At 43.7% G+C, this 23,511-nt stretch carries 18 protein-coding genes, 1 other RNA gene, 1 pseudogene and 1 riboswitch; of the genes and pseudogenes, 5 read left to right on the forward strand and 15 right to left on the reverse strand.

Features of this window, described 5'->3' with window-relative positions; all coding sequences use genetic code 11:
- Position 1 precedes the first annotated feature (1 nt).
- Together tuaH and galU are read left to right on the forward strand one after the other, a co-directional pair.
- Positions 2-1,189 carry a teichuronic acid biosynthesis protein TuaH gene (gene tuaH, locus TY16_RS12355; protein ID WP_043932230.1) on the forward strand — a complete coding sequence of 396 codons (1,188 nt, stop codon included), beginning with the start codon at positions 2-4 and terminating at the stop codon, positions 1,187-1,189.
- A 738-nt stretch (positions 1,190-1,927) separates the two neighbouring features.
- Positions 1,928-2,812 (forward strand): UTP--glucose-1-phosphate uridylyltransferase GalU, encoded by an 885-nt coding sequence (galU, locus tag TY16_RS12365; protein ID WP_043932232.1) that lies wholly within the window; start codon positions 1,928-1,930, stop codon positions 2,810-2,812.
- Between the two features lie 47 nt (positions 2,813-2,859).
- Here galU and TY16_RS12370 read toward each other — a convergent pair whose 3' ends face one another.
- The 4 genes and pseudogenes from TY16_RS12370 to TY16_RS26900 form a co-directional block, all read right to left on the reverse strand.
- On the reverse strand, positions 2,860-5,043 hold the full coding sequence (locus tag TY16_RS12370; RefSeq protein WP_043932233.1) for a malate synthase G: 2,184 nt from the start codon (positions 5,041-5,043) through the stop codon (positions 2,860-2,862).
- 680 nt (positions 5,044-5,723) lie between these two features.
- Positions 5,724-6,914 (reverse strand): hypothetical protein, encoded by a 1,191-nt coding sequence (locus TY16_RS12375; RefSeq protein ID WP_043932234.1) that lies wholly within the window; start codon positions 6,912-6,914, stop codon positions 5,724-5,726.
- A 390-nt stretch (positions 6,915-7,304) separates the two neighbouring features.
- Positions 7,305-7,511, reverse strand: coding sequence for an RsiV family protein (locus TY16_RS26895; RefSeq protein WP_231505605.1), 207 nt, complete (start codon positions 7,509-7,511; stop codon positions 7,305-7,307).
- Positions 7,512-7,670: 159 nt separating this feature from the next.
- Positions 7,671-7,781 (reverse strand): annotated as a pseudogene (locus tag TY16_RS26900) (hypothetical protein); the annotation flags it as partial.
- Positions 7,782-8,081: 300 nt separating this feature from the next.
- Here TY16_RS26900 and TY16_RS12385 point away from each other — a divergent pair.
- Positions 8,082-8,900 carry an SGNH/GDSL hydrolase family protein gene (locus tag TY16_RS12385; RefSeq protein ID WP_043932235.1) on the forward strand — a complete coding sequence of 273 codons (819 nt, stop codon included), beginning with the start codon at positions 8,082-8,084 and terminating at the stop codon, positions 8,898-8,900.
- A gap of 58 nt (positions 8,901-8,958) precedes the next feature.
- Positions 8,959-9,152, forward strand: a non-coding RNA gene (ssrS, locus tag TY16_RS25685) — 6S RNA.
- Positions 9,153-9,850: 698 nt separating this feature from the next.
- Here ssrS and TY16_RS12390 read toward each other — a convergent pair.
- From TY16_RS12390 to TY16_RS12440, 11 genes are all read right to left on the reverse strand, one after another.
- Positions 9,851-11,524, reverse strand: coding sequence for an ABC1 kinase family protein (locus TY16_RS12390; protein WP_052342702.1), 1,674 nt, complete (start codon positions 11,522-11,524; stop codon positions 9,851-9,853).
- A 17-nt stretch (positions 11,525-11,541) separates the two neighbouring features.
- Complete coding sequence (locus TY16_RS25215; protein ID WP_052342703.1) at positions 11,542-11,997, reverse strand: phasin family protein; 456 nt, start codon at positions 11,995-11,997, stop codon at positions 11,542-11,544.
- Positions 11,998-12,158: 161 nt separating this feature from the next.
- Positions 12,159-12,944, reverse strand: coding sequence for a tyrosine-protein phosphatase (locus tag TY16_RS12400; RefSeq protein ID WP_043932237.1), 786 nt, complete (start codon positions 12,942-12,944; stop codon positions 12,159-12,161).
- A 504-nt stretch (positions 12,945-13,448) separates the two neighbouring features.
- On the reverse strand, positions 13,449-14,282 hold the full coding sequence (locus TY16_RS12405) for a formate/nitrite transporter family protein (protein WP_043932238.1): 834 nt from the start codon (positions 14,280-14,282) through the stop codon (positions 13,449-13,451).
- Positions 14,283-14,475: 193 nt separating this feature from the next.
- A complete protein-coding gene (locus TY16_RS12410; RefSeq protein WP_043932239.1) occupies positions 14,476-15,168 on the reverse strand; it encodes an ECF transporter S component in 693 nt (230 codons plus the stop codon).
- Positions 15,169-15,199: 31 nt separating this feature from the next.
- Positions 15,200-16,798 (reverse strand): ABC transporter ATP-binding protein, encoded by a 1,599-nt coding sequence (locus TY16_RS12415; protein ID WP_043932240.1) that lies wholly within the window; start codon positions 16,796-16,798, stop codon positions 15,200-15,202.
- Complete coding sequence (locus TY16_RS12420; RefSeq protein ID WP_043932241.1) at positions 16,780-17,646, reverse strand: energy-coupling factor transporter transmembrane component T; 867 nt, start codon at positions 17,644-17,646, stop codon at positions 16,780-16,782. Before TY16_RS12420 ends, TY16_RS12415 begins: the two co-directional genes overlap by 19 nt.
- Positions 17,643-18,473, reverse strand: a complete 831-nt coding sequence (locus tag TY16_RS25220) for a DUF4430 domain-containing protein (protein WP_052342704.1) — start codon at positions 18,471-18,473, stop codon at positions 17,643-17,645. The genes TY16_RS12420 and TY16_RS25220 overlap by 4 nt, the downstream gene beginning before the upstream one ends.
- Positions 18,474-18,491: 18 nt before the next feature.
- A complete protein-coding gene (locus tag TY16_RS25225) occupies positions 18,492-20,378 on the reverse strand; it encodes a DUF4430 domain-containing protein (protein ID WP_052342705.1) in 1,887 nt (628 codons plus the stop codon).
- A gap of 119 nt (positions 20,379-20,497) precedes the next feature.
- Positions 20,498-20,686, reverse strand: a riboswitch (cobalamin riboswitch).
- A gap of 84 nt (positions 20,687-20,770) precedes the next feature.
- Entirely contained in the window at positions 20,771-21,838 is a 1,068-nt protein-coding gene (locus TY16_RS12435) for an AbrB family transcriptional regulator (protein WP_197028389.1), read from the reverse strand.
- 44 nt (positions 21,839-21,882) lie between these two features.
- The gene (locus TY16_RS12440; protein ID WP_043934692.1) at positions 21,883-23,076 is read right to left on the reverse strand and encodes an MFS transporter; all 1,194 of its coding nucleotides are present in this window, start codon (positions 23,074-23,076) and stop codon (positions 21,883-21,885) included.
- Positions 23,077-23,221: 145 nt separating this feature from the next.
- On the opposite strand from TY16_RS12440, the gene TY16_RS12445 reads away from it, so the two are divergent.
- A complete protein-coding gene (locus TY16_RS12445; protein WP_043932242.1) occupies positions 23,222-23,452 on the forward strand; it encodes an excisionase family DNA-binding protein in 231 nt (76 codons plus the stop codon).
- Positions 23,453-23,511 lie beyond the last annotated feature (59 nt).

The raw sequence follows: 23,511 nt of genomic DNA on the forward strand, positions 1-23,511 counted from the left end.
AATGAAAAACATTCATATTATTGTTGCAACAGGTGAATGGGGCCAGGATAGCTTAAGGTATCGAAGGCACAGATTAGCCGAGTATCTCCATGGCCTGCCGGAAACTCAAGATGTAATCTGGCTATGCCCAACCCCTACTAAAAACGATACTTCCATTGTCACTCTGCCAAATGGTATTAGACAGTGGGCAATTCAGGATTTGCTTCCGCAAAAAGTGTTCCGCTTTGGCAGATACATAGATCGCTTTTATAAAATTAAAATGAACCCTTTCCTTGAGTCCCTTAAACAATCTGGGGATCAATGTAAGTTGATTCTGTGGTACACGTTTCCGGGATACCCCCTTCTGGCTGACCTTTACTCATGGGACAAGGTTATCTATGACTGCAGTGATTTTTGGTCTTCCCCATTAAGCGGCTCCCCCTCTATGGCTGCTGCTTTAAGAAAAAACGTAATTTCTGCCGCAGAAGAACGGATTATAAAACGAGCGGACCTTATCTTCTGCACATCCGATTACTTGCGTGATCAAATCGTCAGGAAGCTCGGAGCTTCAGCAGCTTCTCACGTTTACACCTTTGAAAATGGTGTGGAATATTCTTTATTTGCAAACGAGAATAGGACTGCTGACGTTGTACCAGGATTTGAAGGAACCATCTTAGGGTTCATTGGCGGCATCAAACCGAAGCTCGATTTCTCCCTAATTACAAAGGCGGCACGCCAAAAACGAGAATGGCTATTTCTGTTTGTCGGCCCCGACGGAACAGGGGGAAATCTCGAATTTAAAGAGATGCTGGAAGAGCCAAATGTCATCTGGACAGGAAGTATACCTCCAGAAAACGTTCCAAAATATATGAATTTAGTGGATATTGGAATGATGCCTTACAAACCGTCACCTTATAATAATGCCGTTTTCCCTTTAAAGCTGTATGAATTTTTGGCAGCAGGAAAGCCAGCCGTAGGAGTCCATCTTCCCTCCACAAAGAAGTATGCAGAAGACATGATTTACGAGTATGCCGAGGATGGGAACAGCTTTATCCAAGCTTGTGAAAAGGTTGAAGGAACAGTTGGGATTCAGTCTTATATAAACAGGCGAAAAGAATTGGCCAAAACAAAAGACTGGGGTTCCATTTTTGAGGAGATGATGGATCTTGTTTCTGAAAAGGCTGGATTAATGGATAAGGTTGTTTTATAAACAGCGTTGATTGCAGCGGAAGGCGCGAAGACTCGTTCGAAAATGCAGAAAACGCATTTTCTCCTGCGATGCTGTCCTTGGGAGCTTACTCAACGTCCTACGGGAGAAAAGGTCAGTGGGAGACCCCACAGGCGCTCGCGCCGAGGAGAAAGAAATGCGGAGGCGACTGACCAGCTCCGACAAGCGCTGGAGGGACTGAAGCAGAAGTCGTTTTTTGACTTCAGCCGAAGGACCGAAGCGACCTCGAGGAGCTAGGAGCCGTAGCAAGACAGGCTCCCAGGCCGCCCGTGGAAAGCGAAGCGCCTGTAGCGGAAATCAACAATCTTGTTTAACACAGGTTGTGAAAATGGAGTAAATTGCCATATAGTGCTGGTTAATCCGAAATCATGTAAGCACTTAGTCGTATCCTTTACAAATCAACACAATATTTACATTCTAACCAGATCCTAACAAAACCTTTACACCCCGGTAACCATACCTTTTCAAGCAAAGTTTACACTTAGGTTGTAGGAAGTTACATGCGTCTTCAAAAACCAGTAATACCAGTTTCCCAGATTCCTGGTAGGAGGTAAAAGATGGCTCACATACTTAATATCCTGTTCCTGATCTTTGTTTCGGCGTGTTTTGGAGTCATATTCTATTATTCTTTTTTTGTCCCGAAGGAGAGGCGAAATCCAAAGCCCTCCCATTCGGAGAGGACAACACTTTTCAAAATCATTCTGAAGGGATTTGGTGTTAGTGAAAAAAGTGCGTAAGGCGATAATACCTGCCGCGGGGCTGGGAACACGATTCCTTCCGGTAACGAAGGCAATGCCTAAAGAGATGCTGCCCATCGTCGATAAGCCAACTATTCAATATATTGTGGAGGAAGCGGTTCAGGCCGGAATTGAAGACATCATTATCGTAACGGGAAAAGGAAAACGAGCCATTGAAGATCATTTTGACAGAAATGTAGACCTTGAACAAAACCTTTTGCATAAAGAAAAGTACGAATTGCTAGAAAAGGTCCAGGCAGCTTCGAATTTCGATATCCATTATATCCGGCAAAAGGAACCAAAGGGGCTTGGCCATGCGGTTTGGTGCGCCAGAAATTTTATTGGCGATGAACCATTTGCTGTCTTGCTTGGAGATGACATTGTTAAAAGTGAAGTTCCTTGTTTAAAGCAGCTCACGAATGTATATGATGAAACACGAAGCTCAGTCATCGGTGTTCAGCGAGTTGCGGAAAGTGAAACTCAGCGCTACGGAATTGTGGAGCCGATTGACCAGAACGGACGGCGTTATCAGGTTGCCAACTTTGTTGAAAAGCCGAAGCCTGGAACCTCCCCTTCCAATATAGCCATCATGGGAAGGTACATATTGACACCTGAGATATTCATGTTTCTGGATTCTCAAGAAATGGGTGCTGGTGGTGAAATACAGCTGACAGATGCCATACAAAAGCTTAACCAAATTCAGCGTGTATTCGCATATGAATTTGAGGGCAAACGTTACGACGTCGGTGAAAAAGCCGGGTTTATTAAAACCTCAATTGAATTCGCCATGGATGATCCTGACTTGAAGTCTGAAATACTGCCGCTGATGCGAGAACTTCTTGAAGCGGAACATGTTGTGAAATCATAACGAAAGCCGGACACTAAAGGGTGCCCGGCTCTTTGCGCGTTGAATTTCTATCTATTTTCCACCAGAAATTTCGCCTTTGCCTCTTGGCGTCTTCTGTGAAGGATAGGCTCCGTATAGCCGCTAGGCTGCTCGTATCCCTGTAACACCAGGTCGAGGGCTGCCTGGAAGGCAACAGACCCTTCATAATCCGTGGACATTGGCCTGTAAAACGGGTCTAGTTCATTTTGCTTATCAACCACTTTTGCCATCCGCTTGAAGGTTTCAAGAACCTGCGCTTCGCTGCAGATTCCATGGTGAAGCCAGTTGGCCATATGCTGGCTGGAAATACGAAGTGTTGCACGGTCCTCCATGAGACCAATGTTGTTGATATCAGGAACTTTGGAGCAACCTATACCCTGCTCTACCCAGCGGACCACATAACCAAGGATGCCCTGTGCATTGTTATCGAGTTCTTCCTGAATTTCCTCAGGACTCCAGTCTTTATTTTCGGCAACTGGTATCTGAAGGATTTCATCCCGTAAATCTTGTGCTTCAGCCTTTAATATATCCTGGATTTCCTTAATATTGACCTGATGATAATGAAGCGTATGCAGGACAGCAGCAGTCGGGGACGGTACCCATGCTGTATTCGCGCCAGACTTCGGATGGCCTATTTTCTGCTTGAGCATAGCTGCCATCAAGTCAGGCATAGCCCACATTCCTTTGCCAACTTGGGCACGGCCCTGAAAGCCTACTGAAAGGCCAGTGAACACATTGGACTTTTCGTAGCCAGCAAGCCACTTGGAAGACTTCATATCGTTTTTGCGAATCATTGGCCCAGCTTCCATTGACGTGTGGATTTCATCTCCAGTCCTGTCTAGGAAACCAGTATTGATAAACACAATCCGGTCCTTGACTTCCCGAATGCACGCTTTAAGATTGAGTGTGGTTCTTCTTTCTTCGTCCATAACACCAATCTTCAATGTATGGCGGTTCACTCCGATGAGGTCTTCAATCCTATTAAACAACTCATTGGCAAATGCAACCTCTTCAGCGCCATGCATTTTGGGCTTGACGATATAGATTGAACCCTTTTTCGTATTTTGGTAGTTTCCATTGCCAAGCAGCGTATGCTTTGCAATAAGGCTTGTAAAGACACCATCCATGATTCCTTCCGGGACTTCATTCCCCTCGGAATCAAGAATTGCATTCGATGTCATCAAGTGCCCGACGTTTCGGATGAACATAAGCGAGCGCCCGTTCAAGGAAAACTCATCGCCATTCGGTGAAAGATAGGTACGGTCAGCGTTCATGCTCCTGGTCATTTCACGGCCGCCCTTAGTGAACTTCGCAGTCAGGTCTCCCCTCATCAATCCAAGCCAATTCCTGTACACACGAACCTTATCTTCTGCATCAACAGCAGCTACCGAATCCTCGCAGTCCATTATTGTCGAAATTGCCGCTTCAATTAGGATGTCCTTTACACCGGCCTTATCGGTCTTTCCAATAGAATGGGAAGGGTCAATCTGAATTTCAAAATGCAATCCATTGTTTTTTAAAAGTATAGCTGTCGGTTCTTCAGCTCTGCCATTATAGCCAGCAAATTTTTCTTGCTCCTTTAGATAAGCTTTCTTGCCGCCCTCAAGTAATCCAGCGATGTATCCATCCTCAATGATATAATTTACAACATCTTTATGGGATGCCCCGTCAAGAGGTGCTGCATTGTCAAGAAAATTCCTTCCGAACTCAATAACACTGGCTCCTCGAACAGGATTATAGCCGATTCCCTTTTCAGCCCCACCTTCTTCTGGTATGGCATCTGTTCCATACAGAGCATCGTACAGGCTTCCCCAGCGGGCATTCGCTGCATTCAATGCATAACGGGCATTGTCAACTGGAACAACTAGCTGTGGACCAGCCTGAAGGGCAACCTCGTTATCGACTGCTTCGGTACCAATTTTGAAGTCTTCCGGTTCCTGCTCAAGATAGCCAATCTCTTCAAGGTACGCTTTGTATTCCTCAAAATTGAACGCTTCGCCTTGTTCGCGGTGCCATCTGTTCAGTTTTTCCTGAAACTCATCACGCTTGGCCAGCAATTCCCGGTTCTTTGGGGCCAAATCCTTTACCAGCTTGCCAAAGCCGTCCCAGAACCCCTTGCTTTCTACTTGTGTACCAGGCAGAACTTCCTTTTGAATGAACTTGTACAGTTCACTTGATACCTGCAAAACTCCTGCCTTCTCATAATTCCCCAACTTTCCTACCTCCCTTTTTTCGCTGCCTGTTCCGAACCATTAGCGTAGCAAATAATTTAAAAATATTAAACTTTATGAAAATAATATCATGGAACTAAATCCAAGAACAATTGTTAGGGGTACTTTTTCCAATAGAAGAAATAAATAGAAGGACATAAGATTTACTTATGGTAACAAAAGCGAAAGCGCCTTGCCCAGCGCCGTATGGACTGGAGGGCCTCGAAGGAGATAAAGGAAACACGATGAGCGCTAGCGAATCGATGTTGACTTATCGTAACGAGGGGACCGAAGTACACTAGGCGCTAGGCGCTCCTCATTCCGCTATCGCGTAATTTCGTGCGATGCATTTCGAGGAAGCTTTCCTTGTGGAGCTAGACGGAACAAATGCGCAAGCGCCTTGATCAGCGCCGTACAAAATGGAGGGACTACGAAGAGCGATAGCGAATCGATGATGACTTATCGTAGGGAGGAGGCCTGAAGTTTGCTAGGCGCTAGGCGCTCCTCCAGTTAGCTATCGCGTAATTTCGTGCGATGCATTTCGAGGAAGCTTTCCTTGTAGAGCTAGACAGAACAAAAGCGCAAGCGCTATTGTTTCGCTGCTATGTATAAAAATGGAATCTTTCCTGTTGGAGATTGGCGCATAAAAAAACATTCCAGCCGTAAGCTGGAATGCTCAATAATCACCATGTTTCTGCATATAGTTTATTTCCTTCCCGGTATACCCGGAAGTATTCTGCTTCGTTTTCGAACGGAGAGCCAGATTTAACAACATTCTCTACATCCTTTAACGTAATTGGAAAACCTCTTGAGGAAAGAAGGTCTGCCAAGAGACTAGCCTGGCTTATATCTGTGGTGATGGAGCCAGAACTTAAGGTAAGGATTGACTTCTTGTTTTTAACAATCAAGCCAACATCGGATCCAGGCAAGTAGTAAAGTGCTGCACCATGCTTTTTGGCAACTTTCCAATCTGAATTGGTGCCAAGCCCATCGCTCAATATGAACATTGTGCCATCAGAAGCAGTAAAGTTTTTTGCTTCCAGTGCTTCTGCCTTTTTCTTTTCTTCTTCCTTTATCTTTTCCTCTTTCTTTTTCTCTTCCTTACGCCTTGTATCCATTGAACCAAAAGACTTAACCGCATTATTAAGCTTACTAGTTAGCTTTTCTTTGACTGAGTCATTGGCAAGCTCGTCAATTAACTTCTTTGCTTCCTCAACCTTAGTATCAAAATCAGCTTTTTCTATCCTAATATCGGTGGACATGTCTATAACAATTTGGACCGCCTGCTCGGCTGTCACAAACACGGTCATTATTTTCTCAAGCCTTTCAATTTTTTCAACATATTTATTCAAGAACAGGCTTGAAAAAGGATCTTTTAGCTCTTTGAATCGTTCATTTTCTCTCTTAACAGTTTCTTTTAGTAATGGGAGATTTGCTATCAATTCAGGCGATAGTGGATTTTCCGCAGCCATCTTTTCAGCATCATCTATCCTCTCATACAGCAATAGGGAAATTTCCGCCCCTTTGTTGTATTCCTTAACCTGTTCAATTCTCGGGGATATAGATTCAGCAAGCTTCTTCCCATATTTCTGAATCACATCTTTTGAAGCTTCCTCCAAGTCTGTCCTGGCAACAATGGTCAAAGCTTCGGCTTGGAGAATCTTCTCTTTATCAATTTTTATAAACTTGCCGCTCTCTTTACCTTCATTTATTCGGGTTTGCATTTCCTTATATAATTCAGCAACCGAGGCACTTGCCTCATCCACTGATTTTTCAGCCTTTTTATCTTTATTCATTCCATAGGCAGCATATCCACCTGCTGTAACAGCCATAAACAAAACAGCAAGCAAACTGATCCAAATTCTCTTTTTCAATACTCCCCCTCCTTACTTAAAATATTTTGTCATACAAAAGGCCTTAAATCTAGATACAAAATATCTATATTCGATGGTAAACAATCAAAAATTCGACAAAAATTGCTACTTTTTTCACATACTATTCATATTGACTTGATAATAATTATTACGGATGCATTCCAAAATGGAATAAATAAATAAAAAAAGTGTGCGGCTCTTTAAATTTGGGCCACACACTTTTTCTAACCAAACATCTTTTGAAGCGGGCTTTGCTCGGAAATAATATCCTGAATACTATAACGTGAATCTTCCATCAGTGGGGGTTTTCCTCTTTCCCCCACTGATGGTTAGATGAACCAATCGGACCTTTACGGGCAGTTGATCCCCACCTATCTTCTTCGATTCCTCTTAATCTTGAGGTGGGGTCTTACCGTTAAGAGTGGGATAAATGGATATTGGAAAATAGGGAAATCCATAAGCATATGGAGCAAGATCATACAGCTGGAAAAAGAGAACTATAGCTTTGTCTGCAATATAATAGTCCTGATTTGGTTTGATACCCGTAAAAGGTTCAAGTGTCATGATGCTGCGTTCCTTAATTTGTGCTGCTACCATTTCAGAAAGCACTTTTACATAATTGCTTTCTGGTTTGAATAATTGGTCCAGTCTGTACAGCCGGCCTGTTGAACTGTCCCAAGTAAGTCCATTGATATACGTAATGCCATGAGCACCGCCTGCATAGGAATGCTGCTCAAGTGTGAGACTTAAAACACCCCGCTCGTTTGTCTTTAGATCGAAAACGCCTGTGATTTCAGTTTTCTGATTTTCATAGTAGCCAGATTTCTGAATAAGCTGCCTTGTTACACGGAGAATATCATTATTGATTGCTTTCTCTGCTTTATTGTTCGCTAACCCCTATACATATGGTATGGATATGGCGAGATTGGGCTGCCGAATCTGGTTGACTCCAATATAAACCGGTAAGTGAAAAGGCAATTTCCTCACTGCTCCTTTTAATTTACATACCTATTTCTATTCAGTAGTAAAGTATCCTAAAACAAACTCGCTCACCTTATTACCAGTTGTTCCCTACTTAATTCCTATACATTTTTTGGTATAATGAAGATAGTCCGGGTGGGGAAAGCGCCATGCGGAACTTTTCGCGACTCTATGAAAGGAGCATCGATGGTCATAAAAACATTTATCATTGTTGCGGTAGTCATAGTCCTTGGTATTGCTGGATGGCTCTATTATCCTCAATATCAAATTCAGCAAATGAAGAAACAGTCATTGGAGGCTTCGAAGAATGAAAGCATTCCAACTTATATAGATTATTTTTCGAGTTCAGACAAGAATTCACTGTACCACCTTGCTATTGGGGATTCAGTCATTAGCGGATATGGGGTTGGCCAAAATCAAAACCTTGTCAGTGAGTTTTCGACTGAACTCGAAATGCAGACGGGTAAAAAGGTTTCTTTTCAGAATGAAGGAATCAATGGGATCACTAGTACGGAATTGAAGCAGCTTGTTAATTCAGGAAAGTATGATGTGTATATTAAAAAATCCGATATTGTTACTGTAAATGTAGGCGGGAATGATGTATTGAGGGCCGCTCGGAAGCAGCATGATATCCAGTCAGCCTTCAAGGCTTTTGATACTCTTCAGGCTGACTTTTCGGAGAACCTTAAGGATATAACAAGCAGGATCACCGAGGTTAACCCAAAAGCAACGATCGTTTACCTTGAACTTTATAATCCAGTTAACCCCGATATGGCTTATTACACCCTCGCTGAGAAGCTTTTGCCAAAGTGGAACATCAATATTTATAAAACAGCCAAAGCAGTTCCGGGATCAATTGTTGTTGAAACCTCAAAGGTCATTAATGGAGAAAACCTGGAGAACCTGTCTCCTGACGGCATTCATCCAAGCCAGCTTGGTTATAAAGCAATCGCTTCACTTATTATCGAAACATTTAGGACAAGTCCAAAGAAAGCGGCAGTTTAACACTATCTGGGACTTATTTACATTGAATAATTTAGCTAAACATTGTATGATACTACTATCAAAGCTGCGTTGTTCGTATTCATACTAAAGTTTTAACCTTTAAGCTGTAACAGGGAGTTTTTGAACGGAGCTGAAATGACATGCCTCTGCCTATACGGCAAGGAGGACAAGCAGGAACGCTTCTGGAGACACCCACTTTGAGGAGTGGTGGTTTAAAACTTTCTTATTTCCTACGGCAAATGCGGCTTTCCCTTTTTAACAAAATGACCGGTTCCCATATGGGAGCCGGTTTTTGTTTTATCTGGGTAGTTTAGTGGATTTACTTAATTGGGGGGCAAGCTCTTTTTTGTGGAGTAATCTTTGTTTCTGCTCTGTTGAAGTTATTATAGTACTATTCATTTTGGGGTGATTGCCTAGTGAGTCTCGGAGTACCACTAGTGAAAGTTAACTATTCGCGAAACTCAACTAGCAATAAAGTATTGTCCAAGAAGATAGTCATTTTTAGTACTACAGAGTATTACTAGTTTTTTTAGCCGATTGCCTAGTGAGTCTCGGAGTACCACTAGTGAAAGTTAACTATTCCAGAAGCTCAACTAGCAATAAAGTATAGTTCAGGAAGGTAGTCATTTTTAGTACTACTCAGAGTATTACTAGTTTTTTTTAACTGATTGCCTAGTCAGTCTCTGAGTATTGCTAGTGAAACTTAACTAATCCCGAAACTCAACTGGCAATAAAGTATAGTTCAGGAAGGTAGTCATTTTTAGTACTACTCGGAGTATTACTAGTTTTTTTAGCTGTTTGCCTAGTAAGCGTCCAAGTACTGCTAGTGAAAGTAAACTTTCCCGGAAGCTCAACTAGCAAAAAAGTGATACTCTAAAAGGGTTTAGCTCCTCATCTTATAGCGAAATAAAAAAGGACCCGGCCCGTCCAGCCGGATCTAATAGGAAAATCTAAAACCTACCCGATTTTAAAATAGAATAGAGTATCCATAAAAACATGAGGAAGGCAACAGCAAATCCAATTTCCAGTGCATGGATGCTTGTAAGGAATGTGTCTGTCCCAAACGTCGCACCCACAATTAACCCTAGAACAACAATACTGAATGCAAGCAGAGTCAGGCTAAACGATACCTGATTTGAAATCCGGTCGATTTTGTTAAAAATCGAATCAATTTGCGATAGGCTAATTTTTAGCTTCAAGTCGCCTTCTGCTGCTTGTTCAAGTACATCATCCACCCGGGTTGGAATTTTGGCTACCTTTTCAGCGAATTCTTCCCCGTTTTCAAGCAATCTTTTACCCATTTTAATGGGATTGTAGCGTTCAATCACCAACTCTTCCGCATATGGCCGCGCAAGCTGAAGAAGATTCAGTTTCGGGTCAATTCCTGAAATGATTCCTTCGACCGTAATCAAGGTCTTCCCCAGCATCGTTAATTCCGTAGGCACGATAATACGGTGCTGCTGTGCTGTTGAAAGCAAATCCTGGACAGTCATCCCGAGATCCAACTCCCCGAAAGGAACCCGGCTCACGGTTTTACTGATTCGTTCAACATCAGCATAAAAGTCACTTTCATCAACATCTGACGGTACATCGGACATACGGTAAATTGATTTAACAATCATCTCGGTGTCTTCCTGCATGAGTCCAATCATCATTGATGTCGTATCATACCTCATTTTGGCCGAAAGCCTGCCAATTTGCCCGAAGTCAATGAATGCAAGCTGGCAAGTCTCCTTAATGTACAGCATATTCCCAGGATGCGGATCCCCATGGAAAAAACCTTCCCGTAATATTTGGGTCACAAAGGATTGAACGAGGAGGTCTGCAACTTCACGCTTTTTTTCTTCATCGGTTTCTACTTTATTAATTTCAGATATCTTGATTCCGTTTATTTTTTCCATCGTCAGAACTTGGGAGGTTGTGTAGTCCCAGTAAATTTCCGGAACCTTGATTTTATCGGTATCTTCAAACTGCATTGCGATCATTTCAGTATTGCGGGCTTCCTGGAGATAGTCCAATTCTTTACGGATCGATTCAGAAAGTTCCTCAGATATTTCGGTTACTTTGTTCTGCTCTGCCCACTCATAGTGCTGTTCAAGAAGCCTCGATAAATCTATCAGAATATCAAGATCGGTATATATCTTGCTTTTAATATCAGGTCGTTGCACTTTAATCATGACTTCCTCGCCGGTCCAAAGCCTTGCTTCATACACCTGCCCAATGGATGCGGCTGCTACATAGTCCTCATTGAAATACTGGAATAATTCATCCGGCGGCTTGCCAAGCTCAATTTCCAGACGTTCTTTAATTTGCTCAAGCGGAACTGGTGGCACATTATCCTGTAAAGTCTCAAGCTCCCGGATGATATCGGCCGGAAGAAGATCGCTTCTTATACTCAGCAGCTGGCCAAGCTTAATGAACGTTGGACCTAATTCTTCAAGAAGCCCGCGTATCCGGATACCAAGTTCCTGTGTATTTTCCTTTTGGAAATCTGTTTTAATCCGATCCTTGAAAGAAAGAAGCTGGCTAAGGCCAACTTCTTCAATTAAATAGCCGAAGCCGTATTTCCCGAATAGGGAAATGATTTCTCTGTATCTACCCAAACGCCGCAATTTACCCGTCAACATTCCATCACCAACTATTAATCTGTAACAATATCAGTTTTCGGAGGGATGCTTGTACCATTGGAATCAGTCAAATTCCCGGAAAATCCAGCTTCCTTATTGATATCGGTAATTATCGTCCCGTCCGCTGACACTGATTCTGTTCCTGATTTAGAATCTGTATTTGTTTTGTTCCGGAGAACAGCAATTTCCTGTTGCAAAAGAACAATCTGCGCCTGAAGTGTATCAACCTGGTCCTTGGTGACAAAGCCTAGTTCCTTAAGCTGATCCGTAACGGAGGTTCTGATGTCATTGTTCCAGCTTTCGCTTTTTTCGGCACCTTTTTTAACTAAATCGTTAAATAGTGTGTCCGCTTCATTTTTTGACACCATTCCCTGATTCACCATTTTCAAGATTGTATCTTCAAGCTTTTCCTTTCCAGCTACCGCAGCTCCTAATCCAAGCAGAATACCCCTGCTGAATAAATCACTCATCCTCTTCTCAGCCTCCTTATTGTTCTATCAATTTCTAATACCCATAAATAAGAAAATGTACCCATCTCGATTTAGAAAAATAATCTAAATCGTAAATTGCTAACAATAAAAGGAATCGGCCAAAACGGCAGATTCCTTTTATTCGATGCTCGAGTTCCCACTTATTCCACTAGCATCATCTTTATTTTTTTGATTTTCGACAGTTTCAGTCCACATCCCTTATTCAAGTATGTTTCGATCGTGCCGTAATCTTTCCGAATCTGGCCAATAACGAAATCAAGATGCTTTCGGTCAACAGCCAACATTGGCTTGAATTTTTCGGAAGGTATCCGGTAAAGGCTCAGCAGCCTCAAATATCTTTCGGTCTTCTTCATCTTTCCAGCAATTCGTTCATTTGAGAGCAGGTACTGGCTTACAACTGTCTCATATTCAACCCCCGCCAAAAGCTGGAACAAAGCAGCGATATAACCGGTCCGATCCTTGCCGCCTGTGCAATGAATGAGTGCAGGTATGTTATCCTCTTCATCGACCAGCTCGAATATTTGCCTGACTTGTTCCTTCCGCTCCTCAACAAGACAACGGTAGAAGTCATGAATGATTTTTGCGAAATCCAAGCTGTCAGTGTTGCCATTAAGGGTTCTAAAAAGATCGAACGTGCTCATGTCCTGGCTCCCGTGATGAATGGGAACATGAATCTCTTTTATTTCCCAATGTGGCGGGATTCGGTCTGGCCTAGATTTCCGCTCATTCACTGTTCTTAAATCGCAAACCATTTTCAAATCGAGTTCTTCCAGAACGGTCAGGTCATTCTTGCTAATAGCCGACAACTCATCGGATCTATACAAAATCCCTGCCTTCATCCTTCGCCCGTCCCTCGTGGGCAATCCGCCGATATCCCTTAAATTATGTATTTTTTCAAACACTAAATTACGCGCAGCAGTTAGCATGTTCTAACTCCTTCCGTAGAATCCCTATTTATTAGACGATTCAAAATCAAAAATGATTCATAAATTGGAAAATAAATTGAAATTTTCACACTATTAAGGTAAAGCGAGAAATAGATGGAGAGATTCAGAAGTAAACCAAACCAAAACCGCCAGCATTTCGCTGGCGGCTTCTTTAATTGTTAAAGAAATTATAAATTTCGCGACTGTGGTTAACTTTCTTATCAAGTTTGTCTACGTCTAGCTCCACAAGGAAGGCTTCCCCGAAATTGCATCGCACGAAATTACGCAATTAGCGTTATGAGGAGAGCCTACGCGTGCGCAAACTTCAGGCCTCCTCCCTACGATAAGTCAATGGGCTATTGCTCTTCGTGATTCCTTTATCTCAGTCGAAGTCCCTCCATTTTGTACGGCGATGACCACTAAGGAAAGCTTCTGAGAGTAATCATCGCAGGGATAGGCGCTTTTTGCCTGTCACGAAGGCGCTTGCGCTTTTGTTCTCTCTAATTATCCTTTACTGCCTTTAAGCATGACGAGTGCAGCCTTCCCTTTTTCTATTTTCTGTGTACTTTGCTTTTTGTATGCCAGCCAGTAGGCAAGTCCAATAAATACAACCCCTCCTGTTGCATTTCCCAAAAAAACAGGCACAAAGTTAGTTATGTATTGAGTCCAGGTGAAATGCCCTTCAAATATAGCAGCCGGGATGACAAACATGTTTGCAACCACGTGCTGAAATCCTATTGCAACGAATGTCATGGTCGGGAACCAGATGCCTGCTATTTTGCCAATAACATCTTTGGCCCCATAGCAAAGCCACACTGCGGCTGCTACTAGCCAGTTGCATCCGATACCAGATACAAATGCTTCCAGGAAGTTTGCTTCGAGTTTATGCTCTGCTATGCTTACAGTTTTTTCGAGGAAAACTCCTTCGGAAGTCAATCCAGCCAGATGACCAAACATATAGGCAACAAAAATGGCGCCAATGAAATTGAAGAAGCTAATAATCGCCCAGTTTTGCAGAATGCTCCGAATTCTAATCTTTTTAGCAAAACCAGCCAATGGCACTGCCATCATATTGCCTGTAAGGAGCTCCCCGCCGGCAAGCAAGGTTAAAATAAGACCAATCGGAAAGACGCTTGCCCCTAGGAAAGTTCCGAGGCCGGCTATGTCACCTGTAAGCGGAGCGGTAATCCTGATATAAAGCAAATACCCTAATGCAATGAACGCTCCAGCCTGGAAACCAAGGATGGCTGAGGTTTTAGAAGAGTATTTTGTTTTTTTTACTCCGTTTTCTATTGTTATATCCAGTATTTCGTCAGGTTTATAATACGCGGATGACATAAGGACCTACTCCTTCTTTTGTGAATCATTTCACATCTGATGATACCACCCTTCTTCCTTCTATAACGGTATACACTGTGAACAATTTTTATCATTTTAACTACTCCGCCAGTGTTATACATCAGATTTTTCTGTATTAAAAAGGGAACAGTGCTGAACTGTTCCCTAACCAAATCTGATATATAGTATAAACTCATTCCAATAATCCATATTTTCGCTTAAATCGCCCAAGGCTCTTCACCCAGCCATTCGCAAATAGAAGCAGGAAAAAGACGTTTGAAGCGGCATGCATAAAGTCAAAAAGCGAGCTGGCTGCAAAATAGGCAAGCAAGGAAGAAACCGAAATCTCCCCCCCAGTTTGAACAAATCCGAGATACCCCCACAGATTCATAATCCAGCCAAATAGAAAGCCCCAAACAAAACCGAAAACAAGCTTTCCCGTCAGCGAACTCATAAAGCTCGTCCGGCGAAGCAGCCCAGCCGTTAAACCGACAAGTCCCCAGGCGGCCATTTGCCAAGGCGTCCATGGTCCCTGCCCAAGAATCATATTGGATGCGAGTGCTGCAACTGCACCAATCAGAAAGCCACTTTCAGCGCCAAATACGAGCCCAGACATCATAATAACAAAAGTTGTCGGCTGGACACCCGGAATACTGGCAAATGGTATCCGGCCAACAGCAGCGATTGAAGCGAGTACAGCAATAAGGACAAGCTCCCTTGGTTCAACCTGTCTATTTTCAAAACGGAACAGGAGAAAAGCGAATGATAGTCCTGCGATGGCTGTGCTGGACCACATAAAGCTCTCCGGATGGATAGATGAATAGACAAGCAATATGATAATGAAAGAAATAAGCAGAATAGAAATAAGTAATTGTTTGCCCTTCATCACACCATCCCTCTCTTTAATAACAAACAGTTTAATTTCGGAACAACCGCTGAATCATAGTGCTATAAAAAAAGTTTCCGCTAAAGAATTCTTCTGGAGTAGCCTCGGATGTAATTTCACCCTGGAACAGCATACCGCATCGGGTTGCATGATTGGCAGCGAACTCAATATCGTGAGTCGAAATTACAATTGCCTTCCCGTTCTCTTTCTGTTTTTGCAATACCTGTGCTAGGGCTGCCTTTGAAACCGGGTCAAGCCCTTTCGTAGGTTCATCCAGCAATAGCACTTCTGGTTTCCTTAGGAGCAAACAAACAAATGCAGCTTTTTGGAGTTCGCCGCCGCTAAGGTCATACGGATGCGATTGAAGCAAGTTGCTAAGTGAGAATTGCTCAATCAAAATGTCTGCCTCCTGGGCAGGTGTTCCCCATTGGTTGCAAACTGCCGAAATTTCACTGCCGACCGTATCATGAAGAAAAAACAATTTAGGATTTTGTGGCAAATAGCCAATTCTGCGGGCTAAATCAATCTCCTTTAGCTTTTTAAAAGGAATACCCTCGAGTGTTAGCTTTCCTGTTTCAGGCTTCATGACATTACTCAACAACTTTAGCAGCGTTGATTTGCCAGAGCCATTACCGCCAAGAAGAGCATATATTTCACCTATCTTTAAGTCGAAATTCAGTTCATCAAGGACGGGGCTGTTGTTTTTTTCATACCTGAAACCAAGATTTTTCGCCTTGAGTACAGGCTTTTCTATAGTTTGCTCTGTCCCAATGCTGCTTTCCTTTTTTCCATCAAGCTTTCTCTCGGGAATTAGATGCAGGAGTGTTCTGCCTTCCTTGACCGAAAGCGGCAGTGTCTTTATGTCACTTCGCTTTACTGTTTCAGACTCTGTTAAGCTGAGGGCCTCAAGGAAAAAGGATGGGATGCCAGGAACGAACGCCCTTTCCCCTTCTTTCCAAAGCTGCTCCATCACTGACCTTGGGTCGCTGTCATAGACGATCCTTCCCTTGTCCATCATGGCCATCCTGTCTGCAAGAATGATGCAATCATCAAGACGGTGCTCGGCAAGGATGATGGTCATCCCGAATTCTTCATTTAGCCTCTTCAGCATGTCGAGCAGTTCACGGGTACTGACAGGATCAAGCTGGGAGGTTGGTTCGTCAAGGACTAAAATGTCCGGCTGCATTAACAAGACGGAGGCAAGATTCATTTGCTGCTTTTTCCCGCCCGATAGCTCGTGCATTTTTTTATGCAAAATCGGCTCCGCGCCAAAGAATGAAACGATTTCCGCAACACGGTTCCTCATTTCATTCGACGGAAGACCCTGGTTTTCAAGCCCGAATACCATTTCATGAAGAGGATCATCGGCAACTACCTGGTTTTCGGGATCTTGAAAGACGAAGCCGATACTGCTCGAATCGGCCCCTTTTAGCAAAATAGAGCCTCGAAGCTCTCCATACGGGCGGATTTCTTCCTTCAATAAGCGAAGCAAGGTGCTTTTTCCAGAACCTGAAGGGCCAAAGAGGACAACAAATTCTCCCTTCTGAACTGACAGGTTTATCGAGTCAAGTGCAGGGACAAGGGCTTCAGGATAGGTAAAGCTTACGTTGTTCAATTCGATGTACGCCATCCAAATGCCCCCTTCAGTTCGATGATGATTGGATATCCGATAAACAGCAGGAAGGCTGTAAAGGTAATTCTGTCTTGAATGGAAAGGCCAAATGGTTCCATAACCGGGTAGACGGCCAGAAGTCCCCAGCCGTTCATCCTGCCATAAAATGCGATCCCCAGGAGCACAACAAAGAGCAGCAGCGTCACTCGGTCGAGAGATTTAAAACGGAAATGGTGGTAAGCAGAACGCCTGCCTGTCCCATAGGCTCGAGCCTTCATTGAGTCAGCCGTTTGAATCGCTTCCTCTAGTGCAAAAACAAGCAAGGTCTGGATGAAGCTCATCCCATTTTTTGCCCGTTCCCATATGGTTCCGGACTTTAATGAAATCCCCTTGCTTGCCTGGACGGAAGAGATTTCTTCAAGGCGCCGCCGCATCAGCGGGATGAACCGGAGTGTCAACATGAGTAATACCGCAAACTGCGGTGCCACCCGGGCGAACAAAAATAGCAGCTTGTTTGGTGTCATGATTTCGTTATACGAGACGAATATGGCGATAATCCCCATAATCGACAGGGCCGACATCGCTCCGAGCGTGGCGGCTTCCAGGGTGATTCGATGAGTGCCAATTTCAAACAGGACGTGGCGGCCGCGTTCATTGAATAAAGGATTAATGAAAAGGATGAGCAGTCCTGACGTTAATAGAAATACAAGCCAGCGCCGCAGCCCTCTGAAGCAATCCTGGACATAATTCAAAGTCAAAACACCAACAAATCCGGCCAGGAGAAAGGCCGGATGCTGGAATAGTATGAGCAAGGCAAGTGCTCCGGCATAGTAAACAAATGCCGTTAATGGATGGAGCCTATTCATTCTTTTTTCAGGAAGTCTTCAGTATAAATCCACTCAATCCTGTCACCTTTAGAAACCTTAGTTGAGCCGGCTCCTTTTTCAAGGGTTACTCCGTTCTTTTTGCAAATCCATCCGCTTCTTTGGCCGTAATCAAACTCGTAAACATTGTCGATTCCAGCGACGTATGCGGTTGCCCCGCTGCCAGAATAATCAACAAAGATATCTTCTTCTTTAGCTGTACGGAGCAGAATATCAATAATCCTGTCACCCTCTTTAATCTCAACCTTTTTGGCACCCATAATCATGCCGACATCATCAGGCCCTTTGATTGAGATTGTTGCGGTTTCAACAGGAACCGTCTCGGGTTTTGTCTTGGTTGGAGCGGTTTTCTTTGGTGCAGGTTTGGAGGCTGGTTGAGTGCTCTCCTTAGAGCTTGCAGTACCGGTTCCTTTCGAAGCGGATGCTGTCTCTGTTGTGGCTTTCGGTTTTGGTTGAGATTCGGTGCTGGCCTTATTTCCGGAATCAGAGGAGGAATCATTCGTTCCACTAAAAGGCTTGGCCGATTTTTCTGATGACGTTGCTGTTTCCTTGGAAATTGATTTTTCTTCGTCTTTGCCATTTGAAACAGAAGTGTTGGGATCCTCAATCGCTTCTGCAGATTCATCAAGAGACTTTTCCTCTTGCATAATAGCCTGCTTACTGGCGGCATCTTCCGTAAGGGCAATATCTGCTTTTTCATTGTCAGAGTGTTGCTGTGATGATTCAGCGGCCGTTCCACAACCGGCTAGTGCAAGGGCTGCAAGCAATGAAAAAATAAGCAGCCATCTCTTTTTTATACAGTTTCCCATTGCTAGAACCTCCTTATCTTAAGCTTGTTTACGCCTTCTGATTGAATACAGGGTGTTTCCAGCAATAAGCAGAATTGCACCGAGTGCTAACAGAGAATAACTGTCGGTTGCAGTGTCCGGCAGTCTATGCCCCTGACTTTCAGCAACTGTACCGTTTTCCGGTGATTCTGTCCTCGGAGCTTCAGAATTTGGCGCTGCTGGTGCTGCTGGTTGAGCTGGTTGAGCTGGTGTTCCTGGCGTTGCTGGCACTTCAGATTCCTGTTCTTCGTCTTCAGGCAGGTTCGGCTCTACTGGCGTCTCGGATAATTGCAGAGTATATAATGATCCTTTTCCATCCTTGTAAAGCTGGTATGCAACCAAGCCTTGAAGTCCCTGTGTTGTAGATACCACATCAGACTTATCGCCTGATTTCCAGGCAAAACCGCCGTCATTTGTTTGGAAGGCTGATAGATAAGCTAAAAGAGTTTTACCATCAACAGTTATGGTATCGCTATTTGCGTCGATTCCCAGCGCTGACAGAGCGATTACAGCCTGTGCTGCAGCCGGGCTGTTATCCACCTTGGATGCCGCGAACAGACCTTTGAGATACTGTAATCCATTGTCAATGGCTGTCTTGACCTGATCGTCATTTTTATATGGAGCAAGTGCTGTTAATACCATTGATGTTGTATCGGGATCGCTGCCAGCTTCCTTATCAAAGCCCCAACCGCCATCATTTCCTTGGTTTGCAAGCAGATAGGTTACTAGTTTCTCCTGATTCCATTTCGCATTATCTGGAATATCAAAGTTTGCACTATCCAGTGCAATCAACGCATAGGCTGCCCCGTTTAGTCCCTGTTTGGAAAAATCACCATTGTAGATTCCTTCTACTAGGTTGTAGCCGGCAAAGTCTGCTGGATTCCCTCCGGCTGCCAGAATGCCAAGTGTATAACGTTCATATTCAGTAATCGTACGGAACTTTCCTTCTCTCTCAATCACACGCTTAGCTACACCATCGAGGTATCCGGAAGGAATCGGCTTGCCTGCCTGCTTCAAAGCAATTGCTTCCCACTCACCGATTTGATTGTTTGATTGAATATAGGAAAAAGTATTATTCACAGCTTTTGAAAGGTTTGCTGCCGGATATGGTTCTGCCCCAGGTGCTGGATTTTCCTCTCCGGGAGCTGGATTTTCCTCACCAGGCTCGGTGTCACCTGGCTCTTCGACGGGAGGTGTGAAGGTTTCATATTTAAACTGAATTGTTTTTCCATCCTGTAATGGATAGTCCTCCGCACCGATCATCTGCATTTCATCATTTACATAAAAGCTCCAAAAGCTAGTATCATCAGATTTTAGACCGAAAATAGAAGAAATCATTTTTCCAAAACTGTACTGGTCATACGTGACATTCTCGGCTCCTGCCATGGCTATGAGCAGTTGGAAGGCATTTGGCTCATTTATGTATGAAATTCCCTCGTACAATTTAGTTGTCGATTTGTCGTTACCGATAATTTCAAGGTTGACCTTTTCAGCTGCAGCACCATTGTCATAAAGGAATGTCAGTGTGTCCCCTGACTGAGGTTTGAAAGTATCAGCACCTGTCCAGGATGAAATTCCATTTGTATAAAATCCCCAGTAATAATTATCTTTTGCTTCTAGTCCTTTTATGGAATTGATCATTTTGCCAAAAGAATACTCTATGACTCCAACCTGGTCCGCGCCAACTGTTTTTATCAGGGCGTCGTAGGCCGTTTCACCTTCCTCCAGTACCGCCTCTCCAGAAGCTAAAACCGCATCCTGTTCACCAATGACCTTAACGGTAACTGTTGAAGCTGCTGCGTTAGCATGTTGAGGAAATACACCGGCAAATAGCGAAAACACAAGCATTAAAACAACAAATAATTTTGGATACCGATTTACTGCCATCTTTCTTCTCCCCATTCCTAAATTTTAACCATAAAAAAAATCCCCCTGTTTAAGGAGGTGGTCTAACGTTAAGCAGGTATTGGAAAAAGCCTGTCTTAACACCCTCCCATCCGCGTAGGCTTCGGTGCATTATACAGGCAGGTCTCCTGGCTCATGGTCATCGCTTCCTATGCCTTCCCGCCAATTGCTGGCAGTGGCAAAGTGTAGGTTGCTCGCATTTACAGTGGCGGGACCGCGTCGGAATTTAACCAACTTCCCTTTTAAGCTGATATTTCAACAATTTCAGCACCTGTTATAAAAGATATTTTTATTGTCTTCTTAAGTATAACGATATTCACAATATTTTGTATAGCGAAAATTCGACAATTAGAGAAATTATTGATTTTTTAAAGCTAACTAAGTTTTTTTTTGCCTAAAAAAGAGAATAATCCTTTTATCAAATAGGGTAATGCAAAGAAGATAAAGAAAAGCCGGAATAACTGGTAGCCTGCAATGATTGATAAATCGGCGCCAGTTTCATGGCCGATGATGCTCATTTGATCCATTCCGCCTGGAGCCATACTAAGGTAGCTAGTGATGAAGTCCATACGATAGGCTGCCTTTAACAGAAATGCCAATGCTGTTGCCCCCGCAAGCAGCAATACTCCCGAGACCAAAGCCCATGCTAACCGTACCCCTTGAGCCGCAAAGCTTTCTTTTTTAAACATGAGCCCAAGATGGGCACCAATTAAAAATTGAGACAAATCAAGCACAAAACCAGGTAAAGCTGGGCCTTCAATTCCCGTTGCTGTAAGTGCAGCGGTAATCAAAAGAGGACCAGTCAAGAATGCAGTAGGCAGTTTTACTTTTTTACCAAGAAAAGCAAATAAAACAGCAAGTGGCCCGAATACGAAAATCCACGGAAACATGTCTGCCGCCAAACTTTCGGATATGTTTGGCCCTCCATTGAAACTTGGAGCTGATTTTACGGCAATGAACGGAACAATGAAAATAATTAACAGAAGCCGGGTCACCTGGAAAATCGTAACGACCGAGCTGTCGGTTTCTTTGATTTCCTCCGACAGTGTAATCATCTGGGAGAGCCCACCCGGGATGCTGCCTAGCAGTACCGTCTGATAATCAACGCCGGAGAGTTTCGATACAATGACAGCCATCAAAGAACAATAGCCAATCAACAGGATTGTCATCAACATGATGGAGAGGAAATGGCTTGAAATTTGTCCAACTGCTTCACCCGTAAACGAAAGACCTAGGGTGTAGCCAAGGATAATCAGCGCTGTGTCCCTAAGCTTAGATGGCCAGTAAAGGTGGAGTCCAAGCATGGAGCCTGTAAGCGTGGCAGCCATAGGGCCGAGCAGCCACGGTACAGGCAGGCCGCCGCTACTAAAAACAATCCCGCCAAGCAAAGCGAGCATCAATGTAAATAAGATGGTTTTTAAAATTCTGAAGTGTCGTTTCATGCCTTTCCAATTCTCCAAGCTGAATTTGCTATTAATAAAATTCATTAAACTGCAGGATCCTTCCCAGCCTCTTTAGACAATAAGAAAAAGTAAAAAAGCATGCAACAAAGGACTGAGCCTGCAGAAGTCCAATAAATGCTTGAGTAGCCAAAGCTATGGCCGATTTGTCCGAATAGAAGCGAACCAACGCCAATTCCAAGGTCAAAGAACGAGAAGAACGTCGCATTCGCCATTCCCCGGCGGTTTTTCGGAGCTTTTTCAATTGCCCATGCTTGTAAGCCTGGCTGAATGGTGCCGAATCCCAGGCCATAGAGGATGGCAGCCGCAAAAAGGGAAATTTGGTTCGGAAGCCAGGCGAGCAGAACCATGGCTAAAAGGATTAAGAAGGTTCCGGGAATAATTACAGCCCTATGCCCCTTCTTATCATAAATTTGACCAGCGAACGCGCGAGTCAGCATTAGTGCGAGCGCATAAATCAAAAAATACAATTCAATCCCGCCGATATTCTTCTGTGCTGTATACAACGGTAAGAAAGCTGCGATGCCTCCAAACGTCACGGTAATGAAAAACATCAGGATTGCTGGCTGTATAGCGCTTTTTTCATAAAAGTCCCACTTAAGGGCGGTCGTTCTGGCATTTTTCTCGACACGTTTGTAACGGATTGTTGAAGCGAGCAGCAACGCGGCCAGTCCTAAACCCGAACAAATTAGGAATAGGGTTTTAAACGGAATAAACCCAGCAAGGATAAGCCCAAGGGATGGACCTGCTGCCAACGCTAGATTCCCCGATAACCCGTAATAGCCCATTCCTTCACCTCTGCGGGCAGGCGGTATCAGGTCGGTCGCAATCGTCCCGGATGCTGTTGTTGAAAAGCCCCATCCCGCTCCCTGAATGAAACGTAACAGAAACAGGAATACAAATCCTGTCGCAAAGCCAAATGAACCAACAGAAAAAACAAAGATTAAAAGCCCGGTTAAAAAGACGAACCGCCTTCCCTTTGTTTCAAGAAATTGGCCTGCGAAAGGGCGAATAATAAGTGCGGAAAAGGTGAACGCACCAACAACAAAGCCAATCATCTGGTCGTTCCCGCCGAGATGCTCGACAAATAGCGGAATCGTTGGAAGCGTCATTTGAAAGCCGAGAAAAACAAAGAAGTTTGCAATACAAATTAAAATAAAATCCCTTGTCCAAATTTTAGCTGAACTCGTATGATCGGTTTGTTGGTTTTCCTGCCCCATTTGCATGCCAGGTGTCCTCCCATTATGTATAATTGTATGATGAAAGGTTTTTGATATTTTATATGGTTCTTATTTTACCTCAATAGTTATAAAAGAAAGAATATAATCCTTCAGATATCGAAATATTTTTACAAGGGGGAGTACTATGTACTTAACGATAAAAGAAACTGCCGAGTATTTGTCTATGACAGAAGCACAGGTAAAATCGCTTGTCAGTCTAAAGAAAATCCGCGCAGTCTTTGATGGTGAGCAATATCTTATTAATCGCGACCAATTTAAAAATCATTGGGACCATCTTGAACAAGTGAAACAGCTAATAGAGGAATGGCGGAGTGAGCCAATTCCAGAAGATCCAGACATCAAAGATGAAGATTAAAAGAAAAGCGCAAGCGCCTGGTCAGCGCCGTACGGACTGGAGGGCCTCGAAGGAGATAA

Origin of the sequence: Bacillus sp. EB01 (assembly GCF_000613125.1) — a bacterium.
Lineage (GTDB): Bacteria > Bacillota > Bacilli > Bacillales > Cytobacillaceae > Bacillus_D.

What these genes read in the sequence shown, in the direction of transcription:
- tuaH (WP_043932230.1), top strand. Translation starts at nt 2, where the DNA reads ATGAAAAACATTCATATTATTGTTGCAACAGGTGAATGGGGCCAGGAT.
- TY16_RS25225 (WP_052342705.1), bottom strand. Translation starts at nt 20,378, where the DNA reads ATGGCAGTAAATCGGTATCCAAAATTATTTGTTGTTTTAATGCTTGTG.
- TY16_RS12385 (WP_043932235.1), top strand. Translation starts at nt 8,082, where the DNA reads ATGGTCATAAAAACATTTATCATTGTTGCGGTAGTCATAGTCCTTGGT.
- TY16_RS12405 (WP_043932238.1), bottom strand. Translation starts at nt 14,282, where the DNA reads ATGTCATCCGCGTATTATAAACCTGACGAAATACTGGATATAACAATA.
- TY16_RS12420 (WP_043932241.1), bottom strand. Translation starts at nt 17,646, where the DNA reads ATGAATAGGCTCCATCCATTAACGGCATTTGTTTACTATGCCGGAGCA.
- TY16_RS12435 (WP_197028389.1), bottom strand. Translation starts at nt 21,838, where the DNA reads ATGAAACGACACTTCAGAATTTTAAAAACCATCTTATTTACATTGATG.
- TY16_RS25215 (WP_052342703.1), bottom strand. Translation starts at nt 11,997, where the DNA reads ATGAGTGATTTATTCAGCAGGGGTATTCTGCTTGGATTAGGAGCTGCG.
- TY16_RS12400 (WP_043932237.1), bottom strand. Translation starts at nt 12,944, where the DNA reads ATGCTAACTGCTGCGCGTAATTTAGTGTTTGAAAAAATACATAATTTA.
- TY16_RS25220 (WP_052342704.1), bottom strand. Translation starts at nt 18,473, where the DNA reads ATGGGAAACTGTATAAAAAAGAGATGGCTGCTTATTTTTTCATTGCTT.
- TY16_RS12410 (WP_043932239.1), bottom strand. Translation starts at nt 15,168, where the DNA reads ATGAAGGGCAAACAATTACTTATTTCTATTCTGCTTATTTCTTTCATT.
- TY16_RS12445 (WP_043932242.1), top strand. Translation starts at nt 23,222, where the DNA reads ATGTACTTAACGATAAAAGAAACTGCCGAGTATTTGTCTATGACAGAA.
- TY16_RS12415 (WP_043932240.1), bottom strand. Translation starts at nt 16,798, where the DNA reads ATGGCGTACATCGAATTGAACAACGTAAGCTTTACCTATCCTGAAGCC.
- TY16_RS12440 (WP_043934692.1), bottom strand. Translation starts at nt 23,076, where the DNA reads ATGGGGCAGGAAAACCAACAAACCGATCATACGAGTTCAGCTAAAATT.
- TY16_RS26895 (WP_231505605.1), bottom strand. Translation starts at nt 7,511, where the DNA reads ATGGTAGCAGCACAAATTAAGGAACGCAGCATCATGACACTTGAACCT.